This is a genomic window from Amycolatopsis sp. H20-H5 (assembly GCF_035828755.1).
Lineage (GTDB): Bacteria > Actinomycetota > Actinomycetes > Mycobacteriales > Pseudonocardiaceae > Amycolatopsis.
Genome location: NZ_JAYMZS010000018.1, coordinates 85299 through 109640, shown reverse-complemented (window position 1 = coordinate 109640; position 24342 = coordinate 85299). Strand labels below are relative to the sequence as shown.

Here is a 24342-nt window from a genome sequence, read left to right as displayed (position 1 = left end):
TCGCCACGGCCAGACGGTTACCCCTACGCTCTGACGGATAAGCGATTGATCCACTTCGCCAGGATCAACGTGATCGCCATCCGTTAGAGGAGCATTGTGAAGAGGTACCTGCAGGACTCGCTGGTCGCGAGCACGCTTTCGGTTTGCGTTCTTCTCACCATCACCCCCCTGGCCGCAGCTGGCCCACCCGGAGAGTCCGATTCCACATCTTGGTGGCGGACATACGGGCTAAGGGCATAGGCGCCGCTGGGTTCCTGCGACAGGGTCACCGGAACCCAGTGTCAATCTTCAGCCGCGGGGGGTTTGCCCGTAGCCCTCAACTTGACACCCTCTCGCAAGAGCATTCGCCTGGCTGTACCGAAACTCAGCCCGAAGGCGGCAGCGACCGCGCGTATCGTGGCACCCCGCTCGTATGCCATGACCATTCCCTCGGGCGTAACCGGAATCGGCGTACCCGAGACGCGAAGCGTGACTCCTAATCGAAGAAGCGCGTCGCGTACTGCGGCATGGGTCATGCCATGACGCTCAGCCAGTGCCAAGATCGTCATACCCTTCTGATAACCCTGAACCAACGAGCGAGATTCGTCTGGACTGGATTCATCGTCCTTTCCACCGCTGTCGTGCTGATCCGCCACTCCAGCATCACCGCCCCGCGCAGTTCCACTGATACCTCGTGAGGTCAAGCCAAGAACATCCGCGCACTTTGCTGTACCGCTAACGGGGTCGGCTTGCGCCCATGCCACCGGCCGACCGCCCAGCGGCTTCCCATCACCGCAGTTCAGAGCCCGGTCATGCCCCTCAGTGACCAGGTTCACTGAGGGGTTCACCGGCGTGAACCACCGGACGAAGTAACCCGCTCGGGTGGTACGGCGGCCATGGACTTGGGGCATGGCAGGACGGTGGGGCCTGCCTGACCGCAACCCCAAATCACTGAAGTGTTCATTTCAGCCCGGCGTGCGCGTCCGGGGTTTCGCGGCCGTCTTGCGGGCGGCAGTGCGGGCCTGCCTGGCCTTCGCCGCCGCCGTTTTCGCCTTGCTCACGGCGCCCGCGGCCTTGACCGTGTCCTGCAGCGCGGCCAGCAGCTTCGTGACGCCCTCTGCCTGCTCGGCGGCGGTCGGCTGGACGACGTCGGCGCCGTCGATCTTCGCGCGGATGAGCGCGTCGAGCGCCTCGCGGTAGTGGTCGGTGTACTTCCCCGGTGCGAAGTCGGTGGTCAGTTCCTCGATCAGGTTCACCGCGGCCTTCACCTCGCCGCGCCGCAGGTCGACGTCCTCGTGCAGGAACGGGAAGTCCGGGGTGCGGACCTCGTCCGGCCACAGCATCGTTTCGAGCAGGATCACCTGGTCCCGCACCCGCAGCACGCCCAGCGTCTCCCGCTGGCGCAACGCCACCTTGACCACGGCGACGCGCCCCGACTGCCGCAGCGCCTCGCTCAACAGCACGTACGGCTTGGTCCCCGCCGGCTCCGGCTCCAGGTAGTAGGTCTTCGCGAAGTACACCGGGTCCACCTGCTCCAGCGGCGCGAACCCGCGGACGTCGATGGACCGCGACGTCGGCAGCGGCAGCCCGGCCAGGTCCTCCTCGCTGAGCAGGACCGTGTCCCCGCCCGGCAGTGGGAATCCCCTGGCGATCTCCGCGGCGGGCACCTCGAGGCCGTCGACCTCGCAGACCCGTTTCACCCGGACCCGCCCGCCATCGGTCTCGTGCACCTGGTGCAGCGTGATCCCGCGTTCCTCGGTGGCGCTGTACGCCTTGACCGGGACGGCGAACGCCCCGAACCCGATAGTGCCCTTCCAGACCGCGCGCATGAGGCCACCTCCGCTCGTTTCCAGCGTAGGAGCGACCTCGCGTCCCGGACAGCTACAAACGGGTGCCAGGGCCGACTGATTCGCTCACACATTCGAACGAAGGCTCGACTTCGCCCAGCGCGTCGGCCGAACAGCCCACGGCCTCCGCGGCCATCTGGAGGATCTCGGCGACCGCGGCCACGTCGGCCTCCGGCGCGGCGGCCAGCGCCCCCGTCCGCCGCGCGAGCCCGATCCGGGCGCTCAGGCCCTTGAGCGCCTCGGCGAGCGCGTGCTGCCCGGCGACCAGCTGGGTGACGACTTCAGCGAGCTCACCCGCGGTGGCGGGTGCCCCGGTGACCTGCAGGGACCCGGTCAGCTCGTCCGCGCAGCTACGCAGGTGCCCGGCGACCACGGTCGGCGGCAGGGACAGGCGCTGCGGGTTCTGCTCACTGCCCAGCACCGCTCACCGCCCTCTCACGCACCGATCGGGGCCATAGTGCCACCGCGCGGCACGCACCCCCGACTCGACACCCCGACCGGTCAGTTCAGCTGACCGAAATGCGGTTGCCGCGCCAGGTGTCATGAAGGGACCCTTCATGACACCTGGCGCCCCGGCTAGGAGGCGGCGCCCAAAACGGCCGCCTCGACCGCGGCCCGCCACTCCGCGTCGACCCGCCCGCTTCGCGGCGCGACGGCGAACGAGTCCACCACCGCCCCGCCCAGCGTCGCGACCTTCGCCCAGCGGACCTCCGCCTCGCAGCGCCGCAACGCGCCGGCGACCCGATACAGCAGGCCGATCCGGTCCGCCGCCCGCAGTTCCAGCACCACGGTCTGCGCGCCGCTGGTCTCGTCGTCGAACCACAGCATCTTCGGCTCGGCCTGGGGCGCGGACGGCGTGCCGTAGTCGCGCTCCTTGTCGGCAAGGCGCTGGGTGAGCGGCAGGGTGCCGGCCACCGCGCGGGCGAACTGCTCGCGCAGCAGCGAAACGTCCGGCAGCGAACCGAACTTCGGCGAAGCTGTGAACACTCCCGCCCGGCCACCGGCGTGCCCACGCAGCACGGCCGTGTGCACCTCCAGCGAGTTCAGCGCGAGCACGCCCGCCGCGGGCGCCAGCAGTTCCGCACGCGCGGGCACCGCCAAGACCACCGTGACGACCTTGCCCACCGTGCTGATGTGGACCTCGCCGCGGCCCGACTTCGCCACCGCGGCGACGAGCTCGCGCTGTTCGTCGTCCATCGGTTCGGGCTGAGTGAAACCCTTACCGCGCAACACTTCCTCACACCCGGTGACCAGCTCGGCGAGCAGCCGGGCCTTCCAGTCCGTCCACACCCCCGGCCCCGTGGCGAGCGAGTCAGCCTGGGTCAGCGCGTGGAGCAGGTCCAGCAGCACCGGGTCGTTGTCCAGCGTCTTCGCCACCCGCGAAACCGTTGCCGGGTCGCTGATGTCGCGCCGGGTCGCCGTGTGCGGCAGCAGCAGGTGGTGCCGCACCATCGCCGACACCAGCGCGACGTCCACCGGGTTCAGCCCGAGCCGGGCCGCGACCTGGGCGGAGATCTTCGAGCCCAGTTCCGAGTGGTCGGCGTCGCGTCCCTTGCCGATGTCATGCAGCAGCGCGCCGATCAGCAACAGGTCCGGCCGCGAGACCGTGGTCGTCAGTTTCGACGCCTCCACGCAGGCCCGCACCAGGTGCCGGTCGACGGTCCAGGCGTGCACGGGCGAGCGCGGCGGCAGGTCCCGCACCGCACCCCACTCGGGGAACAGCCTGGCCCACAACCCGGTCCGGTCGAGCGCCTCCACGGCACTGACCAGGCCTTCACCCGCGCCGAGCAGTTCCACCAGCGCGTTGAGCGCGTCGGCGGGCCACGGCGCCCGGAGTTCGGGCGCGGAGTCCGCCAGTGCCCGCAACGTGCCGTGCGCGATCGGTTTCCCGGTCCGCGCCGACGCTGCGGCCACTCGCAGCAGCAACGCGGGATCCTTGGCCGGGACGGCGTCCCTGGCCAGCGAGACCTCGTTGCCGTGCAGGACGACACCCTCGTCCAGCGGGGTCCGCGACGGCCGCCGCCCGAACCGCGGTTTCGATGGCTCCACAGTGGACCGGAGGGCGACGTCGACCGCGTAGGCGATCGTGCGTCCCGCCCCGGAAAGCTTGCGTGCCAAGGTGAAACGGTCGCCGAAGCCGAGCTCCGCCGCGACGAGGTCGGCCTCGGCCGCGCCGAGGATGTCCCGATCCCGCTTGAGCTCGCGCCGCATCTCGGTGCGGACGTCGAGCAGCAGTCCCTTGGCGGCCAAAAGCTCCTCCCCCGGCCGCGCTGTCAGCTGTGCGGCCGCCAGCGCGTCGAGCACGCCGAAGTCCCGCAGCCCGCCGCGCCCGTACTTGAGGTCGGGTTCCGCGGACTGCGCGATCTCGCCGCTGCGCTGCCAACGTTGTCGGACCGACTCGGAAAGCTCGTCGATCCGCTTGCGCGCCGTCCGTCGCCACTGCTCACGGGCGGCGGTGGCCAGCCGTTCGGTGAGTTCCGCGTCGCCGGACAGGTGCCGCGCGTCGAGCAGTCCGATAGCGGTGCGCAAGTCCTCCGAAGCGACCTTCACCGCTTCGCCGGGCGTGCGCACCGAATGGTCCAGCCCGACCCTGGCGTCCCACAGGGGATACCACAGCGCGTCCGCGATCTTCCCCACCTCGGAGTTGCCGTTGTGCACCAGGACCAGGTCCAGATCCGAAAAAGGCACGAGCTCGCTACGGCCGAGACCGCCGACGGCGACCAGCGCGACACCGGGTTCAGCGGTGTCCACACCGGCCGCCGTGGCGGCCTTGCCGAGCCAGAACTCGTACAGGTCGACCAGGGCCGCCCGCAGTGCGGCGGCTCCCAGCCTTCCGTGCCGGCCTTCGAGCAAGCGCTCGGTGGCCTTGACCAGTTCGCCCCCGTCAACCATCCCCGAGGCCTATAGAGCGTCCGTGCCGCGCTCGCCGGTGCGGACCCGGATCACGGTCTCCACCGAGGTCACCCAGATCTTGCCGTCACCGATCTTCCCGGTGTGCGCGGCCGTGACGATCGCTTCCAGGACCTTTTCGACGTTGGTGTCGTCGGTGACGACCTCCAGCCGCAGCTTGGCGACGAAGTCCACGGAGTACTCGGCACCCCGGTAGACCTCGGTGTGGCCCTTCTGCCTGCCGTAGCCCTGCACCTCGCTGACCGTCATGCCGAGCACGCCCAGCTGCTCCAGCGCGGAGCGGACGTCATCCAGTGTGAACGGCTTGACGATCGCCGTGATCAGCTTCATGCCTTGCTCCCCTCGAGCTTGCTGGTGGTGCTGGCCGACTTGACCGGGATGGTGGTGGGCTGGCCGATGCCGCCACTCGAACCGGTGAAGTCGTACGCGCTTTCCGCGTGCTGTGCCTCATCGATACCACTGACCTCGTCCTCCACGCTGACGCGGAAGCCGCCCGCCTTCTTGATCACCCAGCCGATGATGAAGGTGAGCACGAACGAGTACGCGAGGACAGCGCCCGCGGCCGCCGCCTGCTTACCCAATTGGCCGAGACCGCCGCCGTAGAAGAGGCCGTTCGCGCCAAGGGAGTTGACGCTGGTGGTCGCGAAGAAACCGATGAGCAGCGTGCCGACGAGACCGCCAACGAGGTGGACGCCTACGACGTCGAGCGAGTCATCGAAGCCGAAGCGGTACTTGAGGCTGACCGCGAGGGCACACAGGACACCGGCGATGAGGCCGATCGCGATCGAGCCGAGCGGGCTGACGAACCCACAGGCCGGGGTGATCGCGACCAGGCCCGCGACGGCACCGGAGGCGGCGCCGAGCGTGGTCGGCTTGCCGAACTTCAGCTGCTCGACGACCAGCCAGCCGAGGATGGCGGCCGCCGTGGCGACGGTGGTGTTGGTGAACGCGACGGCGGCGAGGTCGTTGGCGGCCAGCGCCGAACCCGCGTTGAAGCCGTACCAGCCGAACCACAGCAGGCTGGCGCCCAGCAGCACGAACGGGACGTTGTGCGGACGGCCGGTGTCCTTCGGCCAGCCCTTGCGCTTGCCGAGCACGATGGCCAGCGCGAGGCCCGCCGCACCGGCGTTGATGTGGACCGCGGTGCCACCGGCGAAGTCGAGCGCCTTGAGGTTGTTGGCGATCCAGCCGCCGACCGCGTCGGCGCCGACGAACCCGTTGAACGAGAACACCCAGTGCGCGACCGGGAAGTAGACGACGGTGACCCAGATCGCGACGAACAGGGTCCAGCCCCAGAACTTCGCGCGATCGGCGATGGCGCCCGAGATCAGCGCCGGGGTGATGATCGCGAACATCAGCTGGAACATGACGAAGGCGAGGATCGGCAGGGCGTCGGAGCCCGGCCAGGCGACTTCGGGTGCGGTGTCGGTCGCGGCGGTGACGAAGCCCGCGAGCTTGCCGACGGTGTTCGACAGCCCGGCGAGGTCGAAGTTACCGAGCAGGCCACCCCCGATGTCGTTCGAGAACGACATCGAGAAGCCGTACAACACCCACAGCACGCCGACGACGGCGAGCGCGATGAAGTTCATCATCAGCATGTTGAGGACGCTCTTCGCGCGGACCATGCCGCCATAGAAGAACGCCAGTCCTGGGGTCATGAGCATGACCAGCGCGGCGCTGACCAACACCCACGCGGTATCTCCTGCGTTCAGCACAATTCTTCCTCCCGTGCCCTGGGCAACTGCGGGAAAGTTTTGGACCGGGGTGTTTCACCGGGCGGCAGTTGAGGTTTCGCCTGCGTGAACTGTCGGTGCCCGGTTGTTACGTCCACGTTTCCGGTTACCCGGTCCGTAGTGTCCGGTTGCGAAACGTCATGGTCGAATATGGCCATGACACCGGCCGCGCACGATAATGACCCACTGCCACCAAAGGTCATCGCGTCGTTGCGCTGCTCGGTGTGCGGCGCCCCGGTCGGGCTAGTTGATCGCACGCTCAGTTGCGAAAACCGTCACTCGTTCGACTTAGCCAGACAGGGTTACGTGAACCTTTTGCACGCACGAATCCCGTCCGGCACGGCCGACACCGCGGCCATGGTCGCCGCCCGTGCCGATCTCCTCGGTTCCGGTGTTTACGACCCCCTCGCGGACGAGCTCGCGACGCACGCGGAGGACGGTCTGATCATCGACGCGGGCGCGGGCACCGGCTACTACCTCGCGCGCGTGCTCGACGCCGCGCCCGGCGCGTACGGCCTCGCGCTGGACGTCTCCGCGATCGCCCTGCGCCGTGCCGCCCGCGCGCACGAGCGCGCCGGGGCGGCGGTGTGGAACCTCTGGGAGCCGTGGCCGGTGGCCTCGGACTCGGCGGAGGTCATCCTCAACGTCTTTTCGCCGCGGAACGGCCCGGAGTTCCGCCGCGTGCTGGCCCCCGGCGGCAAGCTCGTGGTCGCCACCCCGAACCCCGCGCACCTGATCGAGCTCGCGGACCTGGTCGTTTCCGTCGACGACCGCAAGGCCGAGCGCGTCGACGCGACCCTCGGCGAGCATTTCACCGTGGCCGGGCGCACCGAGGTCACCCGTACGGTGGAGCTGTCGCCGGAGCAGGTCCGCCAGGTGGTCGGCATGGGCCCCAGCGCCCACCACCTGCACCGCGACGGCCGCCAGGAGCGCCTGGACGCGATCACCGAACCGGTGGACGTGACCACCTCGTTCACCGTTTCGGTCTACCGTCCGGTCCTGTGATGACCTCCGCGACCCTGCTGGGTGACCCCACCTGGGTCAAAGCCCGCATCGGCGGCGCCGCGAAGCTCTACGGCTGCGCGCGCCCGGAAGTGCTGGGCACGATCTGGTGGTACTCACTCTCGTCCGTCCTGGTGGCGCCGTCGCTGGAGTCCCTGGTCAACACCGGCACCCCACAGGACCCGTCGCTGGACGCGATCACCCTCGACGTCGTCGCCGACGGCCGGTTCACCGGCGCCCACTCCTCCCGCGACCTGCCCGGCGGCCTCGGCGAACTCGGCAAGGCCTTCGCCGGGACGCTCGGCACGGCGATCGACACGATCGCGTCCGTGTCCGGCGCCAACCCCCGCGCACTCGGCGCGATCGCGACCGACTCGATCGGCAACCGCCTCCTCTGGACGAACGACCCGGAACGCGCGATGACCCTCGCGGAACCGCTGGTCGCGGCGATCGACCTGGGCCTGCCGAAACCCCGCTTCGTCCACGTGGGCCGCACCCCCGCCGTCCGCCGCGCGTCATGCTGCCTGATCTACGAAGCGGGCAACCCGAAGTGCACCAGCTGCCCACGTCAGACGCCCGCGGAACGCGACCGGCGCCTTCGCGCCGCACTGGGATGACTGGTCAGCGGCAGCTGGGACAAGATCCGACCGCTCGATCAACGCCCTGAAGGCCACCATGACGGCGTTAAACGCCGTTGCGTGGGGGCGCCATCAAGAGTGGCCTTCAGGGGCCCGTCCTCTGTGGACGGTGGACGCCAGCCGCATCGGACCGCTGGCCGGGGACCTCGCCGACCCCGCACCACATGAACGGGCCCGCTTCCTTTTCCGCCGCGGTGATCTCGTCGTCGGGGCGCCAGTCCGCCAGGTGCACAATCCCCGGGCTCAGCACCGCGAGGCCGTCGAACCACGGCTCCACCTCGGCTCGGGTGCGCAGGAAGGCCGGGTTCTGCGTGGTGCTGTACTGCGCGGCGAGGCGGGCGAGCTGCGCCGCGCCGTCCGGTTCGCTGTCGTCGTTGCAAATATGCGAGAGGCCGAGCCAGCTTCCCGGTGCGAGCCGCTCGCGGTAGCGGCCGACGAGGGCGGCGACGTCGGTCTCGCCGCCGACGAAATGCAGGACCGACACCATCAGCACGCACACCGGAAGCGAGAAGTCGAGCAGCCGGACCGTGGTTCTGTCGCCGAGGACGACCTTCGGCTCCCGCAGGTCCGCCCGCACGATTCCGGCCCAGCTCAAGACGTCCTGCTGGGCGAGGATGTGCTCGGCATGGGCCACCGCGACGGGCTCGTAGTCGACGTACACCACCTTGCCGCCCACCGTGCGCTCATGGGCGGCGACGGCTTCGTGCACGTTGCCCGCCGTCGGCACTCCGGACCCGAGGTCGAGGAACTGCGTGATGCCGCGGTCCAGCGCCGCGTGCACCACCCTGCCGAGGAAGCGCCGGTTCGCCCTCGCCAGTGGCTTGATCAGCGGGAACTGCTTCACCGCCTGCTCGGCGAAGGCCCGATCGACCGCCCAGTTCGTCGTCCCGCCGAGGTAGGCGTCGTAGATGCGGGCCGCGCTCGCCGCCTCCAGGTTGACGCTCGCGGGCGCGTCGGGCGCGTCCTCCGAGGCTTTGTCCACGTGTGCTCCCGACCGGTTCGTGCCCCACCCCGCCGCACTGAGGGTAGTCATGTCCGCCCGTCCAGCGACCGGGAACGGGTGCGGGCGCCCCGCCGGGTGGGTACGGTGGCGCCGGTGAGCGAACGCACCTGGGGTTTCCGCACCCGTGCCCTGCACGCCGGCGGCACGCCCGACCCGGCGACCGGTGCGCGGGCCGTCCCGATCTACCAGTCCACCAGCTTCGTGTTCGAGAACGCGGCCGACGCGGCGAACCTGTTCGCGCTGCAGAAATACGGCAACATCTACAGCCGCATCGGCAACCCGACGGTCGCCGCGTTCGAGGAGCGGCTGGCGAGCCTCGAAGGAGGCATCGGCGGGGTCGCCACGAGCAGTGGCCAAGCGGCCGAGTTCCTCACCTTCGCCGCGCTCGCCGAGGCCGGGGACCACATCGTCTCCGCCAGCGGGCTCTACGGTGGCACCGTCACCCAGCTCACGGGCACTCTCAAGCGCTTCGGCATCGAGACCACCTTCGTCGCCGGTGACAGCATCGACGCCTACGCCGCCGCGATCACCGACCGCACGCGCCTGGTCTACACCGAGGTGGTCGGCAACCCGAGCGGCGCGATCGCCGACCTCGCCGCGCTGGCCGACCTCGCCCACGCCCACGACATCCCGCTGGTCGTCGACGCCACGCTGGCGACGCCGTACCTCTGCCGCCCGATCGAACACGGCGCCGACATCGTGCTGCACTCCGCGACCAAGTTCCTCGGCGGCCACGGCACCACGCTCGGCGGTGTCGTCGTCGAGAGCGGGAAGTTCAACTGGGGCAACGGAAAGTTCCCCCGGATGACCGAACCCGTCGAGAGCTACGGCGGCCTCAAGTACTGGGAAAACTTCGGCGAGTACGCGTTCTGCACCCGGCTGCGTTCCGAGCAGCTGCGCGACATCGGCGCGGTGCTCTCGCCGCATTCGGCGTTCCTGCTGCTCCAAGGCGTCGAAACGCTGCCACAGCGGATGGACGCGCACGTCGCGAACGCCCAGGCCGTCGCCGAGTACCTCGCCGCCGACGAGCGGGTCGAGTGGGTGAGCTACGCGGGGCTGCCGGACCATCCGCATCACGAGCTGGCGCGCAAGTATCTGCCCGCCGGGCCCGGCGCCGTGTTCGCCTTCGGCGTCCGCGGCGGACGGGCCGCGGGCGAGCGGTTCGTCGACTCGGTCGAGCTCCTGTCGCACCTCGCGAACGTCGGCGACGCGCGCACCCTGGTCATTCACCCGGCCTCGACCACACACCAGCAGCTCTCCGACGACCAGCTGGCCGCGGCGGGTGTCGGGCCGGACCTGATCCGGCTGTCCGTGGGGCTGGAGGACCTCGAAGACATCCAGTGGGACATCGACCAGGCACTCTCGAAGGCGGTGGCGGGATGAGTTACGACGTCGGCGCGGTGGAACGGCGTCAGCTGCTGTCCCGCACGAGATCGGTCACCGTGGTCGGCGCGTCGAACAACCCGGCGCGGCCCAGCTTCTTCGTCGCGACCTACCTCCTCTCCTCCACGAAATACCAGGTCAACTTCGTGAACCCGCGCCTGGACACCCTGCTCGGCCAGCCGGTGTACCCCACGCTGGCCGACGTCGGGGACGTGGACCTGGTGAGCGTCTTCCGCAAGCACGACGATCTGCCAGGGGTCGCCGAGGAGGTCATCGCGGCGGGCGCCCGCACGCTGTGGCTCCAGCTCGGCCTCTGGCACGAGCCCGTCGCCGACAGTGCCCGCGAAGCCGGGCTCGACGTCGTGATGAACCGCTGCGTCAAGATCGAGCACGCCCGCTTCGCCGGTGGTCTCCACCTCGCGGGCTTCAACACCGGCGTCATCAGCTCTCGCCGCCAGTCCGCGCCCTGAACCGGGGAGCGCGCCGAGCTCTGAGCTGTGCGTGAGAGGCTGAAGGCATGGCGAAGCCGACACCCCTGCAGTTCCGCAACATCCTCATGGCCGTGCTGATGGCGGCCGCGGTGGTGTGGAACATTTCGCGCGACGGCCAGTGGTGGCTCTCCGCGATCTTCGGTGTGGGCTGTGTCCTCGCCATCGCCTCAGCCGTGCTCAACAAGCGCGAGGCCTAAAGGCCAGTCACCCCATCCTCGGCCCCCCTTTCAAGGTCTTCGGACAACTCCAGCAGCGGCTCGTAAGCCTTGACGGCCGCATCGGCGTCGATCTCTCCGCGGCTCACCGCGGTGCCGAGATCCATCAGCGCGCCTGCCTGCCGCCGGGTGACCGACAGCTGCTGCGCGACCAGGGAGACCAGCTCCGCACGAGGTTGGTCACGGGCGGCGATTTGCGCGAGCACCCGCAGTTCCTGGACACGAGCCTGCGCGATCTGGGCCTGGATGGACCGCAACTTCGCGAGCCGCCCGCGATAGGACGAGGTGGATCTGTCAGTGGACATACCGCCATTCTATCGATCATATGTTCGACAGGACATCGCTGAATCCGGTGAATTCCGCTCGCCGCGTTTCAGCTGACGGACACCTGCGTCCATCGTCCGTCAGGTCCCTCACTCGACCCGGACCTTGAGGGATGCCGGGTTTCGGTGGGACACAGAAGGACCTTGCTTCCGGCCGCGAAGGCCACGCAACCGGACATGTCAGCCACGGCTCGAGCCTAGGCGGCACCACCGACAATTCGTCACGCGTTGGGCAGTCAGTCGAGGACCGCGGTGGCCTCGACTTCGACCATGAGGCCGGGCTCAGCCAAGGTGACGACGCCTATCCCGGTGAGCGGCGGCATCGGGCTGACGCCCAGCTTCGCCGCGGCACGAGCGACCCCTTCCACGAACAGGGGCATCTTGTCTGGCGTCCAGTCGACGAGGTAGACGGTCAGTTTCACCACGTCGTCGAACGAGCCGCCGACCGCGGCCAGCGCGGTGCCGAGGTTGAGGTAGCACTGCTCGACCTGAGCGGCGAAGTCGCCTTCGCCGACCTTGCCGCCGTCGGCGTCGACGGCGACCTGACCGGCGATGAACACCAGCCTCGATCCGGTGGCAACCGAAACCTGCCGATAGAGGTCGACCTTCGGCAACCCGTCGGGGTTGATCAGGGTGATGGCCATGCTGACTCCTCGCTCAGGAAAGGGGACTCGGTCCCTAAACTATAGCATTGCAATGCTATATAGTCTGGGGCCATGGCGAGGTCGAAGGATCCAGCGGTCCGCACTCTGCTCATCGAGCGGGCCGCACACCTGCTCCGCACCCGCGAGCCCATCACCCTGCGCTCGCTGGTGGCCGGGACAGGCGTGTCGACGATGGCCGTTTACACCTACTTCGGTGACATGAACGGAGTTTGGAAGGGCCTGCGCCAGGAGGGCTTCACCCGTCTGGCGGCCAGGTTCGCGACGGTGGTCACGTCCGAGGACCCGGTCCGGGATCTGACGGCGCTGATCGCCGCCTATCTCGGCAACGCGCTGGAGCACACCGACCTGTACCGGGTCATGTTCGACGCGAACTTCGACCTCGAAGACCTCAAGGCCGCGGACGCGACCCTGGAATACCTGGTCCAGGCCGCCGAGCGAGGCAGGCAGGCTGGCCGCTTCCCGGACGGCACCGACCCGCTGGAACTGGCGACCCAGAGCTGGACCGTCGCCCACGGGCTGGTCTCCCTGGTCGCCAACGGTCCTCTGCCGCGCGCGACGCTCGCCAACGGCGTCCCCCTGCTGACGGCCCTGTTCATCGCCACGGGCGACGACCCCGCGGCGTGCCGTCTCTCCGTCGCGAACGGCTGGACCGACCTGCCCGTTCCGAATGTCCCTGAAGGCCACTCTTGATGGCGCCCCCACGCAACGGCGTTTAACGCCGTCATGGTGGCCTTCAGGGACCGTCAGGAGTCGCGGAAGCGGGACTCCAGGTGCGCACGCCCGGCCTCGGTGAGCGCGCCGAACAGCCGGAGCCGCGCCATTCCGCCGTCCGGGTAGATGTCCAGCCGGACGTCAGTCACCTCGGGAGCGGACGTCAGCACGAAGCGGTGCCGGGTGTCCGGCTGAAGCCGCGTCTTGGGCAGCAGCTCGACCCAGTCGTCCCCGGCGAGCCCCCGCAGTGACGCCCAGCCAGGCGAGTTTCCCTTGAGGTTGCTGGTGTCCAGTTCCGCGAAGCGGATCGTCCCGGCGCCCGCGAGGCGCAAGGTCACCCAGTCGTTGCCGTCGTCGCGACGACGCGCGGTCTCCCAGCCCTCGGCCTGGTGCGCCGCGAGGCCCGGGGAGAGCATGTTGTTCGGCGAGGAATAGAACATGTCGCTGCACCCCGTGCACACCGCGCCGTTCTCCAGCGCGGCCAGGTCGAGCGCGCCGAGGTCCAGCATCGCCGGATCGGCGATCGACTGGCCGTGCACGCGCAGCCGGGCGACGCCGCCGTCGGGGTGCATGGTGAGGCGGACGTGCGTGTAGCGCCGGTTTCCGTTGATCTCGAAGAAGTTCTCGGTGTGCCCGGCGACCGCGGCCCCGTCGACCAGTACCTCCCATTTCGCGTCGGCGAGCTCGGCCGCGTTCGGGTAACCCTCGACGGCGACGGCCTCGACCGAGACGTGTGGCGGGTAGTTTCCCTTGAAGAACGCCGTGTCCACGACAACACCCGTGACCGTGCCGGGCAGGCCGAGCCGCAGGACGGCCTGGTCGTCGCCCTTCTCGCGCCGCCGCCGGGTCTCCCAGCCGTCGTACACCTGCCCCTTCGGCCCGAACGTCTCCGCGCGGTGCGCGGGCGTCCAGGTGTTGATCAGGTTCTCCTTCTCCGCGAACAACTCGTCCGTCGCCCACATGACGGTGCCGCCGAACTTGCGCGAGGCCAGGTCGGGCAGGGTTGTCCATTCAGGACGGTCGGACACGCTCTCCTCCATCTGTCAGCAGTTTCCGCGCGTCAGCAGGACGCCGGTCGGCTCGTCGCCGGTGATCTCCTTGCCCCGCAACCAGGTGCTCCGCACGACACCCGCGAGCGGACGCCCGTTGTAGGCGCTCACCGGGTTGCGGTGCTTCAGCTTCGCGACGTCGACGACGAACGCGTCTTCCGGGGCGAACACACAGAAGTCCGCGTCATAGCCCGTCTGGATGTGACCCTTACGCCGCATCCCGGCCTGCGCGGCCGGGCGCTCGGCCATCCAGCGGACGACGTCGGTCAGTGCGAACCCGCGTTGCCGCGCGTTCGTCCACACCGCGGGCAGGCCGACCTGCAGCCCGGCGATCCCACCCCAGGCCAGGCCGAAATCGCCACTGTCAAAGCGTTTCAGCTCGGGCGTGCACGGCGAATGGTCACTGACGACGCAGTCGATGACGCCGTCGGCGAGGCCCTGCCACAGCAGCTCTCGGTTGGCCGCCTCGCGGATCGGCGGGCAGCACTTGAACTGCGTCGCGCCGTCGCGGATCTCCTCGGCGGTGAAACTCAGGTAGTGCGGGCAGGTCTCGGCCGTCAGCGAGACGCCGTCGCGTCGCGCGCTCGCGACCATCGGCAGCGCGTCCGAGGAGGACAGGTGCAGGATGTGCGCGCGGACGCCGGTCTGCCGGGCCAGCTCGATGACCTGCGCGATCGCCACGTTCTCCGCGCCGCGCGGCCGTGAGCGCAGGAAGTCGTCGTACTTTTCGCCGTGCGGGTCGGGCGCCTGCTCGATCGCGTCGGAGTCCTCCGCGTGGACGATGATCATCGCGCCGAAACCCTGTAGCTCGCGCATGGCGGCCTCGAGCCCGGCCGGGTCGAGCGGCGGGAACTCGTCGACGCCGGAGTGCAGCAGGAAGCTCTTGAACCCGAACACCCCTGCCTCGTGCAGCTCGCGCAGGTCGGCGAGGTTTCCGGGAATCGCGCCGCCCCAGAAACCGACGTCGACGTGCACCCGCCCCTCGGCCGTCTTGCGCTTGACCTCCAGCGCGGCGACGTCGACCGTCGGCGGCAGGCTGTTCAGCGGCATGTCCACGATCGTGGTCACCCCACCGGCCGCAGCCGCACGGGTCGCGCTGCCGAAGCCCTCCCACTCGGCCCGGCCCGGGTCGTTGACGTGGACGTGCGTGTCCACCAATCCGGGCAGCAGCACGACGTCCTGGCCGAGTTCGATGACGGTGTCACCGGCGAGTTCCGCGTCGAACGGCTCGACCGCGACGATCCGGCCGCCGTCGACGCCGACCGTCGCGGGTACTTCCCCGGCCGCGGTCACCGCGCGGGCGGCCTTGAACACGAGTTCCATGCGCTTCACCCTTCCTGGCGCGGTCAACTCACGCAAATTTCGTATTGCGGAAGGTAGATTTCACGATACGAGTTAACGCCAAGACGGCGAACTCGTCAACGGGCCCGTGCCGGGATACGTTCGGCGGGTGCAGCTTGAAGCCGAGTTCACCAGCGAGCCGTTCCAGGGCGAAGGGCCGCCGCCGGACCACGCCGTCCGCGCCTGTGAAACGGCCCGCGAGGCGGGACTGGACGCCGACTTCGGCCCCCTCGGCACGCTCGTTCACGGCGAAGCCGACACCATTCTCGACGCCATTCCCGCGATCGCCCGCGCGGCGCTGGCAAGCGGCGCGACCCGGGTGACCCTCCAGCTGCGTCAGCTCGACGGCGTCACCCCACCGGCCCCTTCCGTGGAACTCAACAGCGCGCTCACCCGGCTCCTCGCCGAGGTCGAGCGCGAACTCGGCGGCGAACTCGCCACCCTGGACCGGCCCGCCAAGCAGCGCGCGGTGCGGCTGCTCAAGGAGCGCGGGGCCTTCACGCAACGGAAAGCCGTCCCGACCGTGGCCGACGCACTCGGCGTCACCCGGTTCACCGTCTACAACTACCTCAACCGGGACGCCTAATTCAACACTCTGCAAATTCAACAAAGTGTTGACGACATGGCGGCCTCGCCGTACCGTCGCTCGCACATCCTCCCGCCGGCTACGAGGAGACCCCGTGCCGCTAGCGCTCGCCGAGTTCAACATCGCGAATCCGGACGAGCTCCGGCCGCTCCTGCACGCCTGCCTTGCCGTCCCGCGGTGGGGGGAGGTCGTCCTGCTCGGACGTCCGTACGCCGAACTGTCCGCTCTGGTCGGCGCGGCCGAGAGCGCGTCACCACTGCTGCCGGGCGAGATCGCCGCCGCAATCGCCGCCCACCCTCGGATCGGCGAAAAGGCGAGCGGGAGCGGCACCGGCGCGGGCTGGTCACGCTCCGAACAGTCCGGTGTGGACGAAGCCGCGGCGCGGGAATTCGCCGACGCCAACATCGACTACGAAACCCGGTTCGGGCACGTGTACCTGGTCTGCGCCAGCGGGCGCAGCGGCGAAGAACTCCTCGCCGATCTCCGGTCCCGTTTGGACAATGACCCCGGAACCGAACTCGCCGTCGCGGGCCGGGAACTCGCGAAGATCGCCGTACTCCGGCTACAGAAAGCAGTGACCGCATGAGCCTCGTGACCACCCACGTGCTCGACACCGCCACCGGCAAGCCCGCGACGGGCATCGCCGTCTGGTTCGAAGTGAAGGACGGGCTCGAGTGGCGGCCCGTCGCCGAGGGCCGGACTGACGACGACGGCCGCATCCGGGAACTCGGCCCGGAAACGCTCGAGCCCGGCGTCTACCGGCTCACCTTCGAAACCGCCGCCTACCTGGGCCAGGACGCGTTCTTCCCGGAGGTCACGCTGGCCTTCCGGATTCTCGACGGCGCCGCGCACCACCACGTGCCGCTGCTGCTCAGCCCATTCGCCTATTCCACCTATCGAGGGAGCTGATCGCCCGTGGGCATCACCCTGGGTCCCAATCAGTACGGCAAGGCCGAGGTCCGCCTCGTCACGGTGAACCGATCCGGTCCCGTGCACCACGTCAAGGACCTCACCGTCTCGACCTCGCTGCGCGGAGAACTGGCCGCGACGCACCTGACCGGCGACAACTCGGACGTCGTGGCCACCGACACGCAGAAGAACACGGTCTACGCGTTCGCCAAGGAGAGCCCGGTCGGCGAGATCGAGGACTTCGCACTGCGGCTCGGCCGCCATTTCGTCGGCTCGTTCAGCCACATCTCCGGCGCCCGCGTCCTGATCGAGGAGCACGGCTGGGACCGCATCGCCGTCGACGGGAAGCCGCACGACCACGCGTTCTCCAAGGCGGGCAACGAAAAGCGCACCACAGCCGTCACCGTGCAGGACGACAGGGCATGGGTCGTGTCGGGGCTCGACGACCTCGTCGTGCTGAAGTCCACGGGCTCGGAGTTCCACGGCTTCCCGCGCGAGAAGTACACAACGCTGCCGGAGACCGACGACCGCATCCTCGCGACGGCCGTGACAGCGCGCTGGCGCTACCAAGGCGACGGGATCGACTGGACGGCCAGCCACGCCGAAGTCCGGCGCATCCTGCTGGAGACGTTCGCGACGAAGCACAGTCTTTCCTTGCAGCAGAGCCTTTACGCCATGGGCGAGGCCGTGCTCGAAGCCCGGCCGGAGGTCGCGGAGGTCCGGCTTTCGCTGCCGAACAAGCACCACTTCCTCGTCGACCTGAGCCCGTTCGGGCTGAAGAACGACAACGAGGTCTTCTACGCCGCGGACCGGCCGTACGGCCTGATCGAGGGCACGGTCCTGCGCGACGACGCCGAGGACGCGGGTCTCGCCTGGCACACCCTCGCCGCCTTCTGACCGCCCGCCACCAGCTCCGGGAGTCCGCATGACCGCCACCAGCACCCGGCCCGCGACCGAGGTCCACCCCGTCGACCGCCGCCCGCCGTTGCCGCACCTGGTCATCGGCGGGATCCAGCATGTAGCCGCGATGTACGCGGGCGTGGTCGCGCCGCCGCGATCATCGGCGCGGCCGCCGGGCTCTCCCCTGGCCAGCTCAGCCTGCTGATCAGCGCCAGCCTGTTCACGGCCGGGCTGGCGACGCTGCTCCAGACGTTGGGCGTGTGGCGGTTCGGCGCACGATTGCCGCTGGTCAACGGCGTGACGTTCGCCAGCGTGGCCCCGATCCTGTCGATCATCAACCAGCACCAGGGCGGCAACGCGCTCGGGATCGTCTACGGCGCGACCCTCGTCGGCGGCGCGCTGGTGGTGCTGGCGGCACCGTTCTTCTCGCGGCTCACACGGTTCTTTCCACCGGTCGTGACCGGCACGGTGATCACGCTGATCGGGGTGTCGCTGCTGCCGGTGGCGATCAAGTGGGTCTCGGTGCAACAGCCGTCGGCGAAACCGTCGGGGCTGCTGCTCGCGGGCGTCACGCTGATCGCGGTGCTGGCGTTCAACCGGTTCCTGTCCGGCTTCTGGAGCCGGATCGCGCTGCTGCTGGGGCTCGTCGCCGGGACGCTCGTGGCCTGGCCGCTCGGGGAGGTCGACGCGTCGACGCTCTCGCAGGCACCGATCTTCGGCATCACCACGCCGTTCCACTTCGGCGCGCCCGCGTTCGACGTCGCGGCGATCGTCTCGATGGCCATCGTCATGCTGGTGGTGATGGCGGAGAGCACCGCCGACATGCTGGCGCTCGGTGAGATCGTCGAAAAGCCCACCACCGCGCCGACGCTGGCCGACGGGCTGCGTGCCGACGGCCTCGCGACGGCCGTGAGCACGGTGTTCGGCGGGTTCGCGTGCACGGCGTTCGCGCAGAACATCGGCCTGGTGTCGCTCACCCGGATGGTCAGCCGGTACGTCGTCGCCGCGAGCGGTGTGGTGCTGGTTCTGCTCGGCGTCTTCCCGGTGACCGGCGGCATCATCGCGCTGGTGCCGCAGCCCGTGCTCGGCGGCGCGGGGCTGGTGCTGTTCGGCAGCGTCGCGGTGAGCGGCGTGCGGACGCTGGCGAAAGCCTCGTTCGAGCGTCCGGCGAACGTGACGATCGTGGCCGCGTCGCTGGGCATCGGGCTGATCCCGATCGCCGCGCCGGATTTCTACGCGGGCTTCCCGGCGGCGGCGCAGACCGTGCTGAACTCCGGGATCAGCGCCGGCTGCATCGCCGCGGTGGTCCTCAACCTGATTTTCGGGGAACGTGCGCCGCGGGAACGAACTCCCGGATGAAGCGGACGAACTCGCGGGGCTGGTCCTCGGGAATCAAGGTGTAGCTGTCGTCGACCTCGACCAGTTGCCCGGCGGGGAACAGCTCGGCGAGGCGGCGGCCATGCTCGCGTGGCATGAGCTTGTCCTCCTTGGCCCAGACGACGAGCACGGGACGTTCGAAGGACCGCGTGCGCTCGGCCCAGTCGAGCAGGACGTCCTTCGGCGGCACCGAGGTGACGTACTTGACCAGGTCTCGCCGGATCTCGGCCGAGGTCGTCGCGGGCCGGAACCAGCCATCCATCACCTCGGTGGGCACCGGCCGCTTGCTCATCCAGCCCCACGAAGCCGGGCCACGCCGGAAAGCCTTGAACCGCAACAGGTTCAGCAACAGCCGGAGTCCGCCGGGAACGCGGCAGGCGAGCCCGATCGCCCGGCCGGGAATGCCCGGCGGATAGTTGTCGAACGCCTCCACGGCAGCGAGGACGAGCCTGCCGACGCGGTCCGCTCGACCTTCGGACAGCAGGATCTGGCCGCCGCCCCAGTCGTTGAGCACCAGCGTGACGTCGCGCAGGTCGAGCCGCTCGAGGAACTCACCGACGAGCAGCGCGAGACCCTTGAGGGAGAGGTCCGCGTCCGGGCGCAGGGGTTTCCGGTGCGCGCCGAGCGGCCACGTCGGCGTGATGCAGCGGTAGTCCGCGCGCAGGCCGGGGACCACCTCGCGCCAGACCGAACTGTCGATGGTGAGGCCGTGGAGCAGCACCAGGACCGGCCCGTCACCGCCGGTGTCCTCGTACTCGATCGGCCCGGCGGACAGCTGGAGCTCCGACATCGTTCACTCCGATTTGATAGATCGCTCTAGCGTGACGGTAGCCTAGGATGGCAGGACCGGGCAACGGGTGAGCGAGGAGTGACGTGGCAGGCACCAAGGACCGCATCATGGCGGCGAGCGCGGAACTCTTCCGCCGCAACGGCTACACCGGCACCGGCCTGAAACAGATCGTCACCGCTGCCAACGCACCGTTCGGCTCGCTTTACCACTTCTTCCCCGGCGGCAAGGAACAGCTCGGCGAGGAGGTCATCCGCACGTCCGGGCTGATGTATATCGAGCTGTTCGACATTTTCTTCACGCCGGACACGGACCTGGTCAGCGGCATCGAGGCCGCCTTCGCCGGCGCCGCGGTCACCCTGCGCGAGACGGACTTCGCCGACGCCTGCCCGATCGCGACGGTCGCCCTCGAGGTCGCGAGCACCAACGAACAGCTACGCAAGGCCACCGCCGACGTCTTCACCGCGTGGACCGTCGCGGGCACCGCGAAGCTCAGCGACTTCGGGCTCGGCGAGGCGGCTGCCAGGACGTTGACCCTGACCATCGTCACCAGCCTCGAAGGCGCCTTCATCCTGAGCCGCTCGCTGCGCGACACCGAACCGCTCGCCGTCGCGGGCGCCGCCTGCGCCGCCGTCGCGCGAAACCTGCTGGCCGAAGCCGCTCGCGGAAACCCGGGCGATTGACTCCTTATATGCCTTGGTGGTTATATAGAGCATGACCTTCTGCCCACCGGAGCTGTCCTCGCGCCCGCACGGGCTGACCGTCGAACGGACGGTCATGGCGTCCCCGTCCGCGGTCTACCGCGCCTGGACCCAGGAATTCGGCCGGTGGTTCGCCGCGCCGGACTCGGTCCTGATGCGCCCCGAGGTCGACGTCCCGTTCTTCTTCCAGACCGAGTTCGAGGGCACGCGTCACCCGCACTACGGCCGGTTCCTGCGGCTTGAACCGGCCACGCTGGTCGAGCTGACCTGGCTGACTTCCGGCACCGGCGGCGCGGAAACCGTCGTCACCGTCGAGCTGACCCCGGAAGGCGACGGAACACACGTCCGCCTGGCCCACCACGGCTTCCCCACCGAGTCGTCGCGCGACGGACATCGGGACGCGTGGCCGGAGGTGCTGGCACAGTTCGACGAGCGCGTCCGTTAGGCCACTTGGCTGCCCCCGACAACCGGGGTGTGAAGCACCGACGGCTGAGTACTGAACGCGGCGAGAATCCCGGCTCGAGTCCGAAACGGACTGTCCCGCGTGGCCGACCTAGCCGAGGCCAGAGTCACCCAGCCTTGGGGAGAACATGCGCCACGCCATGACGAAACTCGCGCTAGCCGTAACCGCCCTGCTCACACTCGGCGCGCTGCCCGCGCACGCCGACACCATCACCACCCAGCTCACCGCACAGGCAGGCAGCACCAGGATCGACGCGGGCATGGCGGTGACCATCACCGGCAGGCTCACCAAAGCCCCAGGGACGACGCCGATCGCAGGCGCTCAGGTGCCACTGTCGTTCTGCAACGACGACTTCTGCGGCGAGGCAGGCGTCGCGCCGGTCACCGACGCCAACGGCCGCTACCGCGCCACCGTGACCCCGATCCGCTCCGGGCACTACCACGCCGACTACCTCCCGGCCGACGCCGTGCTCGCGGCTTCCAGCGCCGACACGGCGAACATCGTCGTCCTGCAGCCCGCGAAGATCACCTCGTTCACCGCCGCTCGCGACACCGCGGGCAAGGTCGCCACCACGGGCACGATCGACTTCCCCGGCTTCACGCCGTCGCCGATCCCCGTGCGAATCCAGTACCTGTCCGGCTCCGGCTGCTGGACCACCGCGACCACGATCGAGGCCGCGTGGAACGGCACCACGTTCGCGTTCTCGTCGTCCACCGGCCACCCCGCCCCCGGCGTCTGGCGTGCCTTCTACCCCGGCACCCCGGACTTCGTCCACTCCGCCACCAGCAAGCCCACCTTCGTCCGCTGACGTCCCCTGAAGGCCACCATCACGGCGTTTTACGCCGTGATGGTGGCCTTCAGGGGCAATCAAGCGAGGTGGGCGCGCCAGGAGCCGAGGACGGTGATGTCCTGGAGGCGGGGGTCGTCCAAAAAGGACTCGCGGAGGACCGTGGCCAGGCAGGACGCGCCGTGTTCGAGTTCGATGACGCCGAGCTCCAGCTCCGGGGGTTCCGCGGGGACCAGGTGGTCGCGCAGGACGGTCAACGGCAGGTCGTACAGCTCGCCGACGACGGAGCCGCCGCCCGCGGGGACCGCGTGCATCGCCGGGAAACGGTCGTCGACCGAGTAGTAGCGGTACTTCGGCGCCGAGCGGGCGTGACAAAGCAGCGGCGCGCCTTGGAGTTGCGAGTGCAGTGGGCCGCCGCGCATGCCGCCGCCGTTGAGGAACATCAGAACCATGAGGTGATCCCTTCGATCCCGAAGTAGACGGCGAACACCGCGGCGAGGATCCCGAGCAGCCAGCCGACCTCGCGGATCTTGCCCTTGCCGACGCGGATCAGGACGTACGCGATGAGGCCCGCGCCGATGCCGTTGGTGATCGAGTAGGTGAACGGGATGAGCGCGATCGTCAGGAACACCGGGATCGCGAAATCGAGTTCCTGCCAGGGAATCCGGCGGCACTGGGCCATCATCATCCCGCCGATGACCACCAGCGCGGGCGCCGCGGCCTGCGCCGGGACGACGGCTGCCAGGGGCGTCAGGAACAGCGTCGCGGTGAACAGTCCGCCGGTGATGATGCTCGCCAGGCCGGTCCTGGCGCCCTCGCCGACTCCGGCGGCGGACTCCAGGAACACCGTGTTCGGCGCCGAGCCGGTGATCCCGCCCGCGAACGCGCCGACGCCGTCGACCAGCAGGATCCGGCCCATGCCCTCGACCTTGCCGTCCTTCACCAGCCCGGCCTCCTCGGACACGCTGGTGATCGTGCCCATGGCGTCGAAGAACCCGGACAGCACCAGGGTGAACAGGAACACCGCGGCGGTGACGGCCCCTGCCGAGGCGAAGCCGCCGAACAGGTCTATGTGCCCGAGCAGGCTGAAGTCCGGACTCGCGACGATGTGGTCGGGCACCTTGGGCTCGACCAGGCCCCAGCTGTCGACGCGGAACACCGCGTCGACGGCCACTGCCAGCACGGTCGCGGTCAGGATGCTGATCAGCACCGCGCCCGGCACCCCGCGGCTGACCAGCACGATCATCAGCAGCAGCCCCAGGCAGAAGATGACGATCGGCCAGCCGGTGAGGTGCCCGCCGAGACCCATCCGGACCGGGACGGTCGAGTGCGCCGCGTCCGGGGTCCTGGTCACGAAACCGGCGCTGACCAGGCCGACGAGCGCGATGTAGAGCCCGATCCCGACGGTGATCGCGACCTTGAGCGGCGCCGGGATGGCGTTGATGATCCGTTCCCGGACCCCGGAGACGGCCATCAGCACGATGCACACGCCTTCGAGCACGACGAGCCCGAACGCCTGCGCCCAGGTCATCGCCGGGGCCATCTGGAACGCGACCACCCCGTTGACGCCGAGGCCCGCCGCGAGCGCGAGCGGCGCGTTGCCGACCAGACCCATCAGGATGGTGGTGATGCCCGCGGCCAGCGCGGTCGCCGTCGTCACCTGCTCGGTGGTCAGCCGCGCGCCGGTGATGTCCGCCGACGCGCCGAGGATGAGCGGGTTGAGCAGCACGATGTAGCACATCGCGACGAAAGTGGTGATCCCGCCGCGGACCTCGCGGCCGACGGTGCTGCCGCGCCGCGAGATCCGGAAGAAGCGATCGACTGCGGATTCTTTGCGGGGCAAGGGTTCGGGGTGGTGGGGACGGTCAGTACGAAGCTGGGTCATGAGGGGGCTCCACAGCATTGTGGGGGCTCGACCAAGAATCAGTAGGCGCGCTTGTCGGGTTTCGACAGCCATGCCTGAAAGGGAGTGAAAGAGTCCGAAGTGGACAGCTGGCCGACGGGTAGTGGCCAGGTGTCCCGCGGACGGGAGAAGAGGTCGTAGAACTCGCGATCGTCGAACCCGGCCTCGGCCGCGTCGTCACGATCAGCGGCGTACAGCACGCGATCCACGCGCGCCCACAACGCCGCCGAGAGGCACAGCGGGCAAGGCTCGCACGAGGAAACGAGCACACAGCCTTCGAGCTTGTAGTCGCCGATCACCTGGCAGGCCGCCCGGATGGCGACCACCTCGGCGTGCGCGGTCGGGTCGAGCGACGGCGTCACCTGGTTGGTCCCGGTCGCGATGATCTCGCCCGCGCGGACGATCACCGCACCGAACGGCCCACCGCCCTCGCCGACGTTCGCCGTCGCCAGCGCGACGGCCTCGGCGAGCCAGTTACGCTCGTCGGACTCCAAAAAGGACAGAGGTGTCCCCACGAAAGGTCTCCTAGCTTGTCAGTCACGTCGTGATCGGAATGCCGTCACCCGTGTCTGGATTGCCGTCACGCGAGACGGCAATCCAGACACGCGTGACGGCGATTCGGACACGGGTGTTGCACGT

Annotated in this window: 28 protein-coding genes and 1 pseudogene; 14 read left to right on the top strand and 15 right to left on the bottom strand. The window is 69.3% G+C overall.

Annotated elements, in window-relative coordinates; all coding sequences use genetic code 11:
* Window positions 1-281: 281 nt before the first annotated feature.
* From QMK34_RS47825 to QMK34_RS13890, 6 genes are all read right to left on the bottom strand, one after another.
* Window positions 282-419 (bottom strand): helix-turn-helix domain-containing protein, encoded by a 138-nt coding sequence (locus QMK34_RS47825; RefSeq protein WP_442785149.1) that lies wholly within the window; start codon window positions 417-419, stop codon window positions 282-284.
* A 525-nt stretch (window positions 420-944) separates the two neighbouring features.
* A complete protein-coding gene (gene ku / locus QMK34_RS13910; protein ID WP_326414318.1) occupies window positions 945-1808 on the bottom strand; it encodes a non-homologous end joining protein Ku in 864 nt (287 codons plus the stop codon).
* Between the two features lie 52 nt (window positions 1809-1860).
* Complete coding sequence (locus QMK34_RS13905; RefSeq protein WP_326414317.1) at window positions 1861-2247, bottom strand: hypothetical protein; 387 nt, start codon at window positions 2245-2247, stop codon at window positions 1861-1863.
* Between the two features lie 155 nt (window positions 2248-2402).
* The gene (locus tag QMK34_RS13900) at window positions 2403-4718 is read right to left on the bottom strand and encodes a [protein-PII] uridylyltransferase (protein ID WP_326414315.1); all 2316 of its coding nucleotides are present in this window, start codon (window positions 4716-4718) and stop codon (window positions 2403-2405) included.
* Between the two features lie 9 nt (window positions 4719-4727).
* A complete protein-coding gene (locus tag QMK34_RS13895) occupies window positions 4728-5066 on the bottom strand; it encodes a P-II family nitrogen regulator (RefSeq protein WP_326414314.1) in 339 nt (112 codons plus the stop codon).
* Complete coding sequence (locus QMK34_RS13890) at window positions 5063-6451, bottom strand: ammonium transporter (protein WP_326414311.1); 1389 nt, start codon at window positions 6449-6451, stop codon at window positions 5063-5065. The genes QMK34_RS13895 and QMK34_RS13890 overlap by 4 nt, the downstream gene beginning before the upstream one ends.
* Window positions 6452-6625: 174 nt before the next feature.
* On the opposite strand from QMK34_RS13890, the gene QMK34_RS13885 reads away from it, so the two are divergent.
* A complete protein-coding gene (locus tag QMK34_RS13885) occupies window positions 6626-7474 on the top strand; it encodes a putative RNA methyltransferase (protein WP_326414310.1) in 849 nt (282 codons plus the stop codon).
* Window positions 7474-8088, top strand: a complete 615-nt coding sequence (locus QMK34_RS13880; protein ID WP_326414309.1) for a (2Fe-2S)-binding protein — start codon at window positions 7474-7476, stop codon at window positions 8086-8088. The genes QMK34_RS13885 and QMK34_RS13880 overlap by 1 nt, the downstream gene beginning before the upstream one ends.
* A 106-nt stretch (window positions 8089-8194) precedes the next feature.
* Here QMK34_RS13880 and QMK34_RS13875 read toward each other — a convergent pair whose 3' ends face one another.
* Window positions 8195-9091 (bottom strand): SAM-dependent methyltransferase, encoded by an 897-nt coding sequence (locus tag QMK34_RS13875; RefSeq protein ID WP_326414308.1) that lies wholly within the window; start codon window positions 9089-9091, stop codon window positions 8195-8197.
* A gap of 114 nt (window positions 9092-9205) precedes the next feature.
* Here QMK34_RS13875 and QMK34_RS13870 point away from each other — a divergent pair, with 114 nt between their 5' ends.
* From QMK34_RS13870 to QMK34_RS13860, 3 genes are read left to right on the top strand one after another with little or no spacing between them, the layout of a single operon-like run.
* Window positions 9206-10495: an O-acetylhomoserine aminocarboxypropyltransferase/cysteine synthase family protein gene (locus QMK34_RS13870; protein ID WP_326414307.1), complete on the top strand. Its 1290-nt coding sequence runs from the start codon at window positions 9206-9208 to the stop codon at window positions 10493-10495.
* The gene (locus QMK34_RS13865) at window positions 10492-10965 is read left to right on the top strand and encodes a CoA-binding protein (protein WP_326414306.1); all 474 of its coding nucleotides are present in this window, start codon (window positions 10492-10494) and stop codon (window positions 10963-10965) included. Before QMK34_RS13870 ends, QMK34_RS13865 begins: the two co-directional genes overlap by 4 nt.
* Window positions 10966-11012: 47 nt before the next feature.
* Entirely contained in the window at window positions 11013-11183 is a 171-nt protein-coding gene (locus QMK34_RS13860) for a hypothetical protein (protein WP_326414303.1), read from the top strand.
* On the opposite strand, the gene QMK34_RS13855 is transcribed toward QMK34_RS13860, so the two are convergent.
* Window positions 11180-11506, bottom strand: coding sequence for a hypothetical protein (locus QMK34_RS13855; protein ID WP_326414302.1), 327 nt, complete (start codon window positions 11504-11506; stop codon window positions 11180-11182). The two genes, QMK34_RS13860 and QMK34_RS13855, sit on opposite strands and share 4 nt — an antisense overlap.
* 254 nt (window positions 11507-11760) lie before the next feature.
* Entirely contained in the window at window positions 11761-12168 is a 408-nt protein-coding gene (locus tag QMK34_RS13850) for a RidA family protein (protein ID WP_326414301.1), read from the bottom strand.
* A 72-nt stretch (window positions 12169-12240) separates the two neighbouring features.
* On the opposite strand from QMK34_RS13850, the gene QMK34_RS13845 reads away from it, so the two are divergent.
* On the top strand, window positions 12241-12879 hold the full coding sequence (locus QMK34_RS13845; RefSeq protein WP_326414299.1) for a TetR/AcrR family transcriptional regulator: 639 nt from the start codon (window positions 12241-12243) through the stop codon (window positions 12877-12879).
* A gap of 53 nt (window positions 12880-12932) precedes the next feature.
* On the opposite strand, the gene alc is transcribed toward QMK34_RS13845, so the two are convergent.
* Entirely contained in the window at window positions 12933-13940 is a 1008-nt protein-coding gene (gene alc / locus QMK34_RS13840) for an allantoicase (protein WP_326414297.1), read from the bottom strand.
* A 3-nt stretch (window positions 13941-13943) separates the two neighbouring features.
* Complete coding sequence (gene allB / locus QMK34_RS13835; protein ID WP_326414296.1) at window positions 13944-15272, bottom strand: allantoinase AllB; 1329 nt, start codon at window positions 15270-15272, stop codon at window positions 13944-13946.
* 127 nt (window positions 15273-15399) lie between these two features.
* Between allB and QMK34_RS13830 the strand changes: the two genes are divergently transcribed.
* The 5 genes and pseudogenes from QMK34_RS13830 (at window position 15400) to QMK34_RS13810 (ending at window position 19044) form a co-directional block, all read left to right on the top strand.
* A complete protein-coding gene (locus tag QMK34_RS13830) occupies window positions 15400-15876 on the top strand; it encodes a helix-turn-helix domain-containing protein (RefSeq protein ID WP_326414295.1) in 477 nt (158 codons plus the stop codon).
* Window positions 15877-15970: 94 nt separating this feature from the next.
* Complete coding sequence (gene uraD / locus QMK34_RS13825; RefSeq protein WP_326414294.1) at window positions 15971-16462, top strand: 2-oxo-4-hydroxy-4-carboxy-5-ureidoimidazoline decarboxylase; 492 nt, start codon at window positions 15971-15973, stop codon at window positions 16460-16462.
* Window positions 16459-16785, top strand: a complete 327-nt coding sequence (uraH, locus tag QMK34_RS13820; RefSeq protein WP_326414293.1) for a hydroxyisourate hydrolase — start codon at window positions 16459-16461, stop codon at window positions 16783-16785. The genes uraD and uraH overlap by 4 nt, the downstream gene beginning before the upstream one ends.
* 6 nt (window positions 16786-16791) lie before the next feature.
* Entirely contained in the window at window positions 16792-17682 is an 891-nt protein-coding gene (pucL, locus tag QMK34_RS13815; protein WP_326414292.1) for a factor-independent urate hydroxylase, read from the top strand.
* A gap of 28 nt (window positions 17683-17710) precedes the next feature.
* A pseudogene (locus QMK34_RS13810) lies at window positions 17711-19044 on the top strand (nucleobase:cation symporter-2 family protein).
* Here the strand turns inward: QMK34_RS13810 and QMK34_RS13805 are convergent.
* Window positions 18995-19852, bottom strand: coding sequence for an alpha/beta fold hydrolase (locus QMK34_RS13805; RefSeq protein WP_326414291.1), 858 nt, complete (start codon window positions 19850-19852; stop codon window positions 18995-18997). The pseudogene QMK34_RS13810 and the gene QMK34_RS13805 sit on opposite strands and share 50 nt — an antisense overlap.
* An 83-nt stretch (window positions 19853-19935) precedes the next feature.
* Here QMK34_RS13805 and QMK34_RS13800 point away from each other — a divergent pair, with 83 nt between their 5' ends.
* From QMK34_RS13800 to QMK34_RS13790, 3 genes are all read left to right on the top strand, one after another.
* Window positions 19936-20532 carry a TetR/AcrR family transcriptional regulator gene (locus QMK34_RS13800; protein WP_442785147.1) on the top strand — a complete coding sequence of 199 codons (597 nt, stop codon included), beginning with the start codon at window positions 19936-19938 and terminating at the stop codon, window positions 20530-20532.
* 31 nt (window positions 20533-20563) lie between these two features.
* Window positions 20564-20995: an SRPBCC family protein gene (locus QMK34_RS13795; protein WP_326414290.1), complete on the top strand. Its 432-nt coding sequence runs from the start codon at window positions 20564-20566 to the stop codon at window positions 20993-20995.
* Between the two features lie 157 nt (window positions 20996-21152).
* Entirely contained in the window at window positions 21153-21821 is a 669-nt protein-coding gene (locus QMK34_RS13790) for a hypothetical protein (RefSeq protein WP_326414289.1), read from the top strand.
* Window positions 21822-21880: 59 nt separating this feature from the next.
* On the opposite strand, the gene QMK34_RS13785 is transcribed toward QMK34_RS13790, so the two are convergent.
* Genes QMK34_RS13785 through QMK34_RS13775 form a run of 3 tightly spaced genes read right to left on the bottom strand, consistent with a single transcriptional unit; the run spans window position 21881 to window position 24218 of the window.
* Window positions 21881-22252 (bottom strand): allophanate hydrolase-related protein, encoded by a 372-nt coding sequence (locus QMK34_RS13785; protein ID WP_326414288.1) that lies wholly within the window; start codon window positions 22250-22252, stop codon window positions 21881-21883.
* On the bottom strand, window positions 22243-23685 hold the full coding sequence (locus QMK34_RS13780) for an NCS2 family permease (protein ID WP_326414287.1): 1443 nt from the start codon (window positions 23683-23685) through the stop codon (window positions 22243-22245). Before QMK34_RS13780 ends, QMK34_RS13785 begins: the two co-directional genes overlap by 10 nt.
* A 38-nt stretch (window positions 23686-23723) precedes the next feature.
* A complete protein-coding gene (locus tag QMK34_RS13775) occupies window positions 23724-24218 on the bottom strand; it encodes a nucleoside deaminase (RefSeq protein WP_326414286.1) in 495 nt (164 codons plus the stop codon).
* Between the last annotated feature and the right edge of the window lie 124 nt (window positions 24219-24342).

Coding starts and splice junctions, on each gene's coding strand:
- QMK34_RS13860 (WP_326414303.1), top strand. CDS start 11,013: ATGGCGAAGCCGACACCCCTGCAGTTCCGCAACATCCTCATGGCCGTG.
- QMK34_RS13805 (WP_326414291.1), bottom strand. CDS start 19,852: ATGTCGGAGCTCCAGCTGTCCGCCGGGCCGATCGAGTACGAGGACACC.
- QMK34_RS13795 (WP_326414290.1), top strand. CDS start 20,564: ATGACCTTCTGCCCACCGGAGCTGTCCTCGCGCCCGCACGGGCTGACC.
- QMK34_RS13885 (WP_326414310.1), top strand. CDS start 6,626: ATGACACCGGCCGCGCACGATAATGACCCACTGCCACCAAAGGTCATC.
- QMK34_RS13895 (WP_326414314.1), bottom strand. CDS start 5,066: ATGAAGCTGATCACGGCGATCGTCAAGCCGTTCACACTGGATGACGTC.
- QMK34_RS13785 (WP_326414288.1), bottom strand. CDS start 22,252: ATGGTTCTGATGTTCCTCAACGGCGGCGGCATGCGCGGCGGCCCACTG.
- QMK34_RS13845 (WP_326414299.1), top strand. CDS start 12,241: ATGGCGAGGTCGAAGGATCCAGCGGTCCGCACTCTGCTCATCGAGCGG.
- QMK34_RS13790 (WP_326414289.1), top strand. CDS start 21,153: ATGACGAAACTCGCGCTAGCCGTAACCGCCCTGCTCACACTCGGCGCG.
- QMK34_RS13880 (WP_326414309.1), top strand. CDS start 7,474: ATGACCTCCGCGACCCTGCTGGGTGACCCCACCTGGGTCAAAGCCCGC.
- allB (WP_326414296.1), bottom strand. CDS start 15,272: ATGGAACTCGTGTTCAAGGCCGCCCGCGCGGTGACCGCGGCCGGGGAA.
- alc (WP_326414297.1), bottom strand. CDS start 13,940: ATGGAGGAGAGCGTGTCCGACCGTCCTGAATGGACAACCCTGCCCGAC.
- QMK34_RS13855 (WP_326414302.1), bottom strand. CDS start 11,506: ATGTCCACTGACAGATCCACCTCGTCCTATCGCGGGCGGCTCGCGAAG.
- QMK34_RS13865 (WP_326414306.1), top strand. CDS start 10,492: ATGAGTTACGACGTCGGCGCGGTGGAACGGCGTCAGCTGCTGTCCCGC.
- QMK34_RS13780 (WP_326414287.1), bottom strand. CDS start 23,685: ATGACCCAGCTTCGTACTGACCGTCCCCACCACCCCGAACCCTTGCCC.
- uraH (WP_326414293.1), top strand. CDS start 16,459: ATGAGCCTCGTGACCACCCACGTGCTCGACACCGCCACCGGCAAGCCC.
- QMK34_RS13900 (WP_326414315.1), bottom strand. CDS start 4,718: ATGGTTGACGGGGGCGAACTGGTCAAGGCCACCGAGCGCTTGCTCGAA.
- QMK34_RS13850 (WP_326414301.1), bottom strand. CDS start 12,168: ATGGCCATCACCCTGATCAACCCCGACGGGTTGCCGAAGGTCGACCTC.
- QMK34_RS47825 (WP_442785149.1), bottom strand. CDS start 419: ATGGCATACGAGCGGGGTGCCACGATACGCGCGGTCGCTGCCGCCTTC.
- ku (WP_326414318.1), bottom strand. CDS start 1,808: ATGCGCGCGGTCTGGAAGGGCACTATCGGGTTCGGGGCGTTCGCCGTC.